The sequence below is a fragment of the bacterium genome, assembly GCA_040755795.1.
GTDB lineage: Bacteria > UBA9089 > CG2-30-40-21 > CG2-30-40-21 > SBAY01 > JBFLXS01.
The window spans coordinates 1-10,549 of the sequence record JBFLXS010000114.1; the positions used below are offsets into that span (position 1 = coordinate 1).

General features: G+C 36.5%; 8 protein-coding genes. 1 reads left to right on the forward strand and 7 read right to left on the reverse strand.

Going from position 1 to position 10,549, the window contains the following annotated elements; genetic code table 11:
* Positions 1 to 214: 214 nt before the first annotated feature.
* The 6 genes from AB1414_08995 to AB1414_09020 all read right to left on the reverse strand — a co-directional run bounded on the left by AB1414_08995 (position 215) and on the right by AB1414_09020 (position 8,541).
* A complete protein-coding gene (locus AB1414_08995) occupies positions 215 to 2,716 on the reverse strand; it encodes an AMP-binding protein (protein MEW6607576.1) in 2,502 nt (833 codons plus the stop codon).
* A 4-nt stretch (positions 2,717 to 2,720) separates the two neighbouring features.
* Positions 2,721 to 3,170 (reverse strand): type II secretion system major pseudopilin GspG, encoded by a 450-nt coding sequence (gspG, locus tag AB1414_09000; GenBank protein MEW6607577.1) that lies wholly within the window; start codon positions 3,168 to 3,170, stop codon positions 2,721 to 2,723.
* Positions 3,171 to 3,277: 107 nt separating this feature from the next.
* Positions 3,278 to 3,574 (reverse strand): hypothetical protein, encoded by a 297-nt coding sequence (locus tag AB1414_09005; protein MEW6607578.1) that lies wholly within the window; start codon positions 3,572 to 3,574, stop codon positions 3,278 to 3,280.
* A gap of 366 nt (positions 3,575 to 3,940) precedes the next feature.
* On the reverse strand, positions 3,941 to 5,494 hold the full coding sequence (locus tag AB1414_09010; GenBank protein ID MEW6607579.1) for a Tad domain-containing protein: 1,554 nt from the start codon (positions 5,492 to 5,494) through the stop codon (positions 3,941 to 3,943).
* Positions 5,495 to 6,107: 613 nt separating this feature from the next.
* Entirely contained in the window at positions 6,108 to 6,536 is a 429-nt protein-coding gene (locus AB1414_09015) for a TadE/TadG family type IV pilus assembly protein (GenBank protein ID MEW6607580.1), read from the reverse strand.
* Between the two features lies 1 nt (position 6,537).
* On the reverse strand, positions 6,538 to 8,541 hold the full coding sequence (locus AB1414_09020; GenBank protein MEW6607581.1) for a response regulator: 2,004 nt from the start codon (positions 8,539 to 8,541) through the stop codon (positions 6,538 to 6,540).
* A 380-nt stretch (positions 8,542 to 8,921) separates the two neighbouring features.
* Between AB1414_09020 and hisD the strand changes: the two genes are divergently transcribed.
* Entirely contained in the window at positions 8,922 to 10,190 is a 1,269-nt protein-coding gene (gene hisD, locus AB1414_09025) for a histidinol dehydrogenase (GenBank protein ID MEW6607582.1), read from the forward strand.
* On the opposite strand, the gene AB1414_09030 is transcribed toward hisD, so the two are convergent.
* The gene (locus tag AB1414_09030) at positions 10,168 to 10,467 is read right to left on the reverse strand and encodes a hypothetical protein (protein MEW6607583.1); all 300 of its coding nucleotides are present in this window, start codon (positions 10,465 to 10,467) and stop codon (positions 10,168 to 10,170) included. The two genes, hisD and AB1414_09030, sit on opposite strands and share 23 nt — an antisense overlap.
* Between the last annotated feature and the right edge of the window lie 82 nt (positions 10,468 to 10,549).

A 10,549-nucleotide genomic window follows, 5' to 3' on the forward strand; every position in this document is an offset into this window, starting at 1 on the left:
CAATCCATTTGGGATATATCTGAAGAAGTGAGTAGGATGCTTATAGGTTTAATCAAATCAATTAAGAGTAAAATAGTATGAAGTATTTTCCCCTCTTCCTACTTCCTACTTTCCTACTTCCTACTTGTTTGGTATGCTGAATAGTTACCCTTCTTTTAAGTATTATACCACAAAAGTAAAAAAAAGGCAAATAAAACTTTACTACAAATTACACTTAACCTATCTTTTTAAGTTCATATCTCTTTATCTTCCCTGATTTTGTTTTTGGTAGGGAAGGGATAAATTCTATATAACCGGGAACTTTATAATATGGGAGATTTTCTTTGCAAAAGCGTAATATCTCCTTTTCCGTCGTCTGAGCATCATCAGTCAAGACGATGAATGCTTTAATAACTTCACTTAAAATTTGGTCAGGCACACCTATAACGCCACATTCCATAACATCCTTATGTTTAACCAGAACATCCTCAATTTCCTGGGGGCTAACGCGAAAAGCGCCGGTCTTTATCATATCCGATTTTCGACCAACCATATAAATATAGCCCTCTTCATCAACAGTGGCTAAATCACCTGTATGTAACCCATCTTTCTTCAAAACCTTTTTAGTCTCTTGAGGTTGTTTCCAGTATCCCTTCATTATATTTTTACCTCTGGCAATAATCTCACCTACTTCTCCTAACTGGACTTCCTGCCCCTGTTTATTTTTAACCTTTAACTCTACCCGAGGGATACCTTTTCCAAGAGAACCAAGTTTTAGAATTAATTTATCTGGCTCAAGATAAGATAATCTTGCACAAGCCTCTGTTTGACCATACATAATATAGATTTCTACATCCGGTAAAATCTCTTTCAATCGTAAAATATTCTCTTTTGGCAAGGCACCTCCGGCACAGGTAATATATCTCAAATCTGGAAACTGTAAGTTGCGGATATTCGACTTATGAAGAAGTAAGGCATAAGATGATGGGACGCCTGAAAATCCAGTTACTTGCTCTTTAATCATTAATTCCAGCACTTTGTTTAAAAAGACAAATTGTGTGGATATGACAAGTTTCCCCCCAACCTTTATATGGGTCAAAAGTAATGAATTCCCATAAGAATAATAAAATGGTAAGATGACCATTAGACTGTCTTCTTTAGTCAGTTTTAAATACTCAATAATGGAATTGGCGTTATCAATCAAATTCAAATGAGTGAGTATGATACCTTTTGGCTTACCGGTAGTGCCAGAGGTATAGATTATTTGAGCGATGTCATTTTCATTTATTATTACTTTTGAATCCCGAAAGATATATTCTTGCTCTAAAATCTCTTTTAATGCCTTTTCTTCTATGATTAAAAAATCTAAATTGTTAATTCTGGAGAGATATTGAAGGCAGGTTTTATTTGTGATAACACATTTTGGTTCTACATCTTTTAATAACCCTTCTAACTCCAATGATGTCGTATCTGTATTTAATGCGACAGCAATAGCCCCAATCTTTAGAATAGCAAAATATGAGATGACATAATTAATAGAATTATTGAGTAAGATAACGACCCGCTCGCCTTTTTTTACCCCTTGTTTTTCTAAAATAAAGGCTAACTTTAAAACCAACTTATAAAGTTGAGTATAGCTAATTCTATTATTCTCATAGACTATTGCTATATTTTCTGGATATTTAGTTGCACTATCTTCAAGAAAAGAATATACACTGGTGAATTCTGTAATCAAGGTCTGACCCCAATTTCCAAAATACCCTGGATTTACCTTTTTTAACTCTCTTTTTGTATATAATTTTTTATAGGTAATGATGTTTGTCTTTTGTAAAATTGAAGAGATTATTTCTTCACATTCTTGTTTTGTCCTGGCGTGAATCATTGCAAAGAGATTATATTCCCACTCAGGAGAGATTGTTCGCTCATAGCAATGCGTTACTTGAGGATATTGACTTAGAATTGTCGCCACTTTTAAGATATTTTCAGGCTCTACTTTTAAAACAACCATAACATTTTCTTTAATTCCTATTTTATAATGGTCAAGCACCGCCCGAACTCTTTTTATAATCCCTGATTTTCTATACGATTCTATCTTCTCCAATAGTTTTTTTTCGCTAATTCCTATCTTCCGGGCAATAGATTGATAAGGCTTATTGACCAGTGGAAGACTAACTTGTAATTCTTTAAGTATTACCCAATCAATTTCATTAAGGGAAACAGGTTTTTTCTTTTTTGGTGGTTGAAATTCATCTTCTTCAAATTGTAACGGGGTTACTGTGTCTATTTGAAAGATAGCCCTTATTTTAAATTTATTTATCCGCTCAAGGTTCAATAGCTGGTTAATTTTTGTTTCTGATTTTATGCGGCTGATAATTTTTTCAATCTCTTTATTTGAGGGTGCAATTAAAGTGAACCAGAGATTGTATTCATCATCTCGTTCGTAATTATGGGTAATTTCTGGGTATTTGTCGATTATTTTAGCCACTTTCTCTATTCTTTCTTCTGGAACTTTCATTGCCACCAGTGTTCCCACATAGCCTAATTTACCTGTGTCAAACAATGGACTAATTCTACGGATAACGCCCTGTTTTTTTAATTCTTTAATTCGATTTAATATTTCATCTTTGGGAATGTGTAGATTAAAAGATAAGGTTTTAAATGGCTGTGGGCAGATAGGAAAATTATGTTGGATAGAGTTTAATATCTTTATCTCTAACGAGGTTAAAGAATTGGTCATTTTATCATTCCTTTTTCTCTACCGTAGATGTTTTCCAACTAACAATATCTTCTCCTTCTTTTTCGCCGCCCTCTTTTCCATCAGCACCATAAGATATAAGGTCATAGCCATCAGGATTTTGTTCACCCGGGGATATGTAGACATACGGATTTCCCCACGGGTCTAATGGAATCTCCTTTTTAAGATAAGGTCCATCCCAATTTTTAGGTAAAGGTGAGATAATTGGTTCTTCTCTCAATGCTTTTAATCCTTGTTCTGTGGTTGGATACTGGCCATTATCCAGACGGTAACTATCTAATCCAACACCAAATATCTCTATCTGAGCTTGTGCCCCAATGCGTTTTGCTTTAGCTACCTTTTTGAATACCGTTGGAAATACAAAAGCGGCAATGATAGAAATTATCAAAATAACGACCATTAATTCCATTAAGGTAAATCCTTTTTCTTGCTTCATTCTCAATCGCTCCTTTTTATTGGTAACTGGTAACTGGTAATTGGTAACTGGTAATTGGTAACTGGTAATTGGTAACTGGTAATTAGTTACCAGTTACCAATTACCAATTACTTTCTTTTAATGGGTTCTTTAAGGGCATACTTCCTTAATGCCTCTAAAATAATATTCTCCCTCTCTTCTAATCTTTCCTCTAATTGTTTTGTTTTTGATATTACCGGGGAGATAGCTGTTCTTCTGTCCCATAAAATAAAGCCCGTTAAGGCTATCATCCCGCAGAGTAATGTGAGAATTCCCCCTAACATGGTATGGGTCAATCCCGATAAGTCATCTATGCGTTTATTTAGACTTGAGTCTAAATCATCTATGCGACTATTTAATGTTTTTTGTCCTTCTTCAAGTTTCACTACCCTTATGGTTAACTCATCTATTTTCCCTTCAATTTTATTTAGCTTTTCTATAATTTTATCTTCGGCAAAGGTATATGTGGTATTAAAGGCAATAAAGAAAAGAATAAAAAAACATATTTTAGTTTTTGTAATGATATTTTTTTACCCCCCATAATCAATATAACATATTAACCTTTCTCTGTCAACTATTTTCTCTGGTAATCAGCAATTCTCGGTGAATTGTTATGGAGTGCGGTGGCTTGCCAGAAGCGAAGATAACGCCTCACACTACAAATCTTTTTGTATTTGTGTTCATTCGTGGTTATATATTCCCTCTGTGTTCTCTGTGACTCTGTGGCTATATCCTGAACGGTTACCTGCAATCTAATACGGTACCAGATGAACCTCTTTTGAACCGACAGGCAGACATAGGTTTATCAACCAGTTTGGGTTTTTTCGGTATCGGCTGTGAACTCGTTCATCATAATTAAGGGTAATGGTATTGCGATAGATTAATGCCTCGTCTTTAGAGACTATGGCACCGTTAAAATGCACCCCATTTCCCAATCTACCTGCACAGGCATGATTGGTATAAATGATAGATTCAATCTTATTGATGTGATTTGTGGCAATATCACCAAATTCATCCGTATCAGGAGGTAATCTATAAAACTCAGTAATTGGCACTTGCGTTTGAACATCCGACCAGTTATACATATCGTCAAATATTTCATCTCCATCAAGGTCTTCGGTTTTTGATTGAAAGATACCATCATTTTCGGTTGGGTCTGTCCAATAGCCTCCATCTGGGTGTTCCGGGTCATTTATCCAGACATTAGTATCTGGTATGCCATCTGCTCCTACATCCTCACAACCCATATCAAATAGCCAGTAATTAGAATACCATTTATCGTTTCCATAATATCCAAAATAAGGGTCTTTGGTATAATCACCAATAATCACATTTTCGCGTGCGGCTAAACCGAGAATATCTTTATCTTTATTTGCCTCAACCCACTGGTCAACGACCTCTGGGTTATCCGAGTCTGGTCGAGGAGAGGAAGGGGCATTTTTATAATCTATATCTGCGGCAATGTAAATATTTCTACCCGCATAAATAGTTCCCGTTCCTTTAACCGTGCCTTTGACGATAACATCACCCCGAATAACAACAGGTCCTTTTATCTCAATGGGATTAGAAGGAGTGCCTTCAAGAATAATATTTCCTGATTCACCTGCTTCATCCCCAAAAACCTTATCAATCACTATTTCATCTCCTATTTTAATAGAACTATTTTTTTCAAAGGCTAAATTTTCATAGAAGTCAATTGCTTGTAAATTAGGCATTTCTAATTTCTCTACCCCTTCATACACATTGTAATCCTGTCCGCCAGGTGTCTTCCATGTGCCTCGAATCTCACCAGAGGCATAGACATCACCAACTACTGTTGGGTCATATTTAAAATCAAAATCACCATTTGAGCGAATATCACCATTAGCCGTGATGCCACTTCCATAAAACCAGCCCCAATTGTTGAGAAAATAAACATAGTCAAAGACATAGGAAGGTGGGTAAAGGACAACAACAGCGGCAGAACAAACTGTAACAGACGCCTTTTCTATCCCTAACACTCTGGCAAATACCGTAGTTATTTCCTTTGACACCTTTAATGTAATCGTTCCATTATCAATTATTTGAATATCCTCATTGGTAATCTGGAAACCATTAGCCTCGACTAATCTAATTGCTTCTGTTGTTGCTGAACCAGGGGCATCAGGGAGTTGCCAGGCACCAGCTAAAGCGCCGGCATCTAAGGCATTTTGCAATTGTGTCTGGAAAAGATAAACTCGCCCAACATCAACCGCTAATGCCGCTACCCCTAAAAAAACCATCATAAATAAAGCGACAAATATGACAACCTGTCCTCGTTCTCTCATTTTTCCACCCTCCTGATAAGTGTTCCTAATTAATCTTACAGAGTTATTTATACCCCCCATAGTGTAAACACATACCTTCAAGATTGAAGAGGCATTACGGCAATTTGTAACCGTTCAGGATATAGCCACAGAGTTACAGAGAACACAGAGGGAATATATAACTACGAATGAACACAAATACAAAAAAATTCGACCTGTGCGGTTAGAAATTACAAGTAAATTCCCTCAAACCTGAAAGGTTTGACTTTTACATAACCGTAGATAAAATCTACGGAGAGAAGAAAAACTCCTGCTTACTACTCAACCCTGAAAGGGTTGAATTCTAACCATGGATTACATTCGACCCTTTCAGGGTCGACTTTTACTGGCGTTTATTTCCGTAGATTGCATCTACGGTTATTTAAAATTCGACGCTTTCAGCGTCAATAACCTAAAACCTAACCGCACAGGTCGAAAAAATTTGTAGTACAAGGCTTTAACCTCGCTTCTGGCAAGCCAAAAGGCGAACCTAAAGATTCGCACTACATTTATGGGATGTCAGAGGTTAATTCGTGTGCATTTGTGATTAATTTCCTTAATTCTCTGTGAACTCTGTGCCTCTGTGGCTGAACGCTTACGGCAATTTTTCTATCCGCATCGTCGAAGTACCAGTCATCTTTAATCCCATCATCTTAATCTTTTTACTAAAAACTGGGATGTAGATAGAAACCTTATAAGGGATAGCAACGGATATGTTTCCTCCTACTTCGCGTTCTGCGTCAGTTGGGGGAGAAATATTAATTTCCTCATTTAAAATTTCGCCAGTTAAAAAGTAGGTTTTAACTAACTGAGAGTCGCCGCTGATAGTAATTTCATCTCGTATTTCTTGAGTTTCTTTACCAAGTGCGCCTGCTCTTGCGTATTCACGAGTAATCTGAGTAACAATTAAATAATTATGAAATACCAGGCTAATTTCTATAATGAAGATAGTAATTATTAATAAAAGTGGCAGAAGTAGGGCAAATTCAACCGTTGATTGCCCTTTTTGGCTTTCTTTATTCATTTTATTTGAGGCCCTCCAACACCTTTAAGAAAGCGGCTACTATCTCCGGGTCAAACTGGCTACCCGCGTTTTTCTTTAATTCTTTAATTGCCTCATCTTTAGACTTTGCCTTTCTATATGGTCTATCCGAGGTCATGGCATCATAAGCATCTGCGACGGCAATGATTCGTGCTCCTAATGGAATCTTATCCATTAATAGTCCTGACGGATAACCACCTCCATCATATCGTTCGTGGTGATGTTTGATAACTGGGATGCCTCTTTTTAAAAATCCTAATGGCTTAATGATATTTACCGATGTTGTTGGATGCAATTTTATTTCATCCCATTCTTCTTGAGTTAATGCCTCTGATTTAGATAGGATATAATCGCGAATGCCAATTTTACCAATATCGTGCAATTGGCAGGCATAGCGTATCAGTTCCTGCTCATCTTGTGGTAAGTTTAATTCCTTCGCTATCAGCATTGCATACTGAGCCACTCTCTCGGAATGACCTTTAGTATAATAATCTTTTGCCTCAATCGTCCCAACCAGAGCCGCCATTGCTCCGATGTAGAGTGCCTGTAGATTTTTATTTAACTTAATGATTTCGTCTAATTTTTGATTCAACTCAACATTCTTTTTAGTCAGGGTATTAAGCAAATGTTTGTTCTTAAGTTCCAATCGTTGTTTTTCCAGACCTCTTTTAATTATCACACTTACTTTTTCCATCTCAAGTGGTTTTTCTAAATAGTCATAAGCATCATACCGCAATGATTCAATTGCTACTTCCATAGAGGAGTAACCCGTAATTATAATTACGACCGTATCTGCATATTTCGCTTTAATCTCCTTTAACACCTCTAATCCACTCATATCCGGCAATTTTATATCTAAAAGCACTAAATTAAATGATTTTTTCTTCATTTGTGTTAGAGCAGAAGCTCCTGAATGGGCAATTGTTACCAGGTAACCCGTTCTTTCTAAAAATTTGGAGAAGATAGAGCATATCCCCTGGTCATCATCAACTAATAAAATATTTTCTTTTTCTAACAACAAAGACTCTGCTTTAGAATTATCCTTTTCTTCTCTCATCCTTTTATCCACGATATAATTTGAGCCAATGAAGGTTTTAGCATATTCTTTTAATTCTGCCCCTATAGTTGATACCTGGGCTAAATGTATCAAATTCCGTTGTTTATTCGTGACTACGCCGATGGAAATACTCATAATAGGAAATTCTTCTTTTTCCCCTTTGCGATTAAAGCCTAAAATGTAACCTCTCTCTTTATCTTCTGCTGAATATAAATCAGGGATTGCGGCATCAAATTCTTTAATAATTTCCTGGCAGATAATCTCAATTCTGTCTGGATGGCTAATAACGATAAAATCGTCTCCACCGATATGTCCGATAAAATCTTTTTCAGTTCCGACCTTATGAACTGCATTTATAATTACCTTTGCGGTCAGTTTTATTGCCTCATCTCCTTTAGCAAAACCATAATGGTCATTAAACGCCTTAAAATTATCCAGGTCTAAAAAGCCGATAGCAAAAAGGTTCTTGCTCTCAATACAATTATTTATTTCCTCTCGAATACTATTATTTCCAGGGAGTTTAGTAAGTGGATTGGAATCAATTCCTAAATAGGTGCGGTAGATAATACTTTCAAGGATAGCGACAAGTTCTTCTAAATCAAATGGTTTGGTGATATATTCATCAATCCCCATCCTCCAGCCGGCAATTTCATCTTCTACGGTAGATTTGGAACTCAAGATAATTATTGGTAAGTGTTTATGAACAGGGCTTTTTCTTATTTTCTTACAAACTTCATAACCATTCATCTCTGGCATTAAAATATCAAGGATAATTAGATGCGGAAGTCTCTCTTCTAATTTCTCTAATGCTTCCTTCCCACTTTGAGCCGTAGTAACTTCATAACCTTTTACTTCTAACAGAGTTCTAATCACTTCTACTATTTCCCATTCATCATCTACAACCAGGATATGTGTTTTTTCTTTCATCATATCTTTAATTATACCCTAATATTTTATATTTGTCAAATAAATTCTTGACTAATGGGTTTATTTTGAGTATACTTTATAGGTAACTGGTAATTTAATTAACCACAACCACTATGACACAAAAAGGTAAGCGTTCAGCCACAGAGACACAGAGTTCACAGAGAATTAAGGAAATTAACCACAAATGCACACGAATTAACCTCTGACATCCCATAAATGTAGTGCGAATCTTTAAGTTCGCCTTTTGGTTTGCCAGAAGCGAGGCTAAAGCCTCGTACTACAATTTTTTGTATTTGTGTTCATTCGTAGTTATATATTCCCTCTGTGTTCTCTGTGACTCTGTGGCTATATCCTGAACGGTTACACAAAAAGGAGATTGCAAAATGGAGATACTTAGATTTGAAGAAAATAACGAAAGGATTAAAAAAGTTCTTGAGCGGTCTAACATCAATCTCATTGATGAAAGGATAAAACAAAAGGTAGAAGAGATTGTTCGTGAGGTGCGCAATTCAGGTGATACCGCATTATTAAAATATACAGCGTTGTTTGATGGAGTAAAATTAGATGATTTAAAGGTTAGCCAGGATGAATTTTTAGTTGATAATGAATTTCTGCAGAATCTTGAATTGGCGGCGACAAACATTACCAACTTCCATAAACATCAATCCTTTAATTCCTGGACAGTTTCAAAGGAAGATGGTGTGATTTTAGGACAATGCTATCGGCCAATGGAGATAGTTGGGATTTATGTCCCGGGTGGTCGGGCACCGTATGTTTCAACAGTATTAATGACGGCTATCCCGGCTAAAGTGGCAGGGGTAAAAAAGATTATTCTTTGTACCCCGCCTGACAAAAATGGCAAGATTAATCCTTATATTTTGGCGGCAAGTAAGTTAGCCCAGGTAGATGAGGTCTATAAAGTTGGTGGAGCACAGGCAATTGCCGCATTAGCCTTTGGCACTGCCACTATTCATAAAGTTGACAAGATTGTTGGACCGGGGAATATCTATGTTACTCTGGCGAAAAAAATAGTCTTTGGTGAGGTAGATATTGATATGGTGGCAGGACCAACTGAGGTAGTAGTTATTGCTGATGCACAGGCTAATCCAGAATTTATCGCCGCTGATTTACTCTCGCAGGCAGAACATGACCCACTCTCATTAGCGGTTCTTCTTACTACCTCTTCAGATTTAGCCAATCTTGTTTTAAATAAGGTTGAATCACAGTCAAAATTACTTTCTCATCAGGAAACACTCAAACACTCCCTTGATAATTTAACCATTATTATCACCAGAACCTTACAGGAGGCGATTAACATATCCAACCAATTTGCCCCAGAACATTTAGAACTACATATTAAAAATCCGATGGAAATATTAGGGAATATTGAACATGCCGGGGCAATATTTCTTGGTGAATATTCACCTGAATCTGTGGGTGATTATTTTGCTGGACCAAGTCATGTTTTGCCAACCTGTAAATCCGCACGGTTCTTTTCACCACTTGGTGTAGAAGACTTTTTAAAACGCTCAAGTATCATCTCTTACACGAAACAAGCATTGGTTAAATACGGACAGGAAATTATTAATCTGGCTAATTTAGAGGGTTTCGACGGTCATGCCAATGCAGTTAAGGTAAGATTAGAAAAGTGACGAAAGTGAGCAACCGTTCAGGTGGTAATTTACCGCAGAGACGCAGAGGAACAGAGAAGACATAGAAATAAATCAGATAACAGAAAAGGTAACCGTTCAGGTTATACATTAGAAGTGTCCGAAGGGGGATAAGGAAATAAGGAAGATATAGAGATAAGATAATCTGGACTTTCGTAAATTTTATGCTACTTCTAAAGTTCTCTTTATCCTTATCAATCGGTTTATTTTGCTTAAAGATGGCAAAATTAGGCTCAAAAGCCTGATGATTTTTTTGCAACTTATCCTTTGAAGTTGAGTTGATAAAAAATGCTTCACCTATTTTCTTCCCTTTGTGTCCTTTGCGTTACTACTTTGTGCCC

What these genes read in the sequence shown, in the direction of transcription:
- AB1414_08995 (MEW6607576.1), bottom strand. Translation starts at nt 2,716, where the DNA reads ATGACCAATTCTTTAACCTCGTTAGAGATAAAGATATTAAACTCTATC.
- gspG (MEW6607577.1), bottom strand. Translation starts at nt 3,170, where the DNA reads ATGAAGCAAGAAAAAGGATTTACCTTAATGGAATTAATGGTCGTTATT.
- AB1414_09010 (MEW6607579.1), bottom strand. Translation starts at nt 5,494, where the DNA reads ATGAGAGAACGAGGACAGGTTGTCATATTTGTCGCTTTATTTATGATG.
- AB1414_09015 (MEW6607580.1), bottom strand. Translation starts at nt 6,536, where the DNA reads ATGAATAAAGAAAGCCAAAAAGGGCAATCAACGGTTGAATTTGCCCTA.
- AB1414_09020 (MEW6607581.1), bottom strand. Translation starts at nt 8,541, where the DNA reads ATGATGAAAGAAAAAACACATATCCTGGTTGTAGATGATGAATGGGAA.
- hisD (MEW6607582.1), top strand. Translation starts at nt 8,922, where the DNA reads ATGGAGATACTTAGATTTGAAGAAAATAACGAAAGGATTAAAAAAGTT.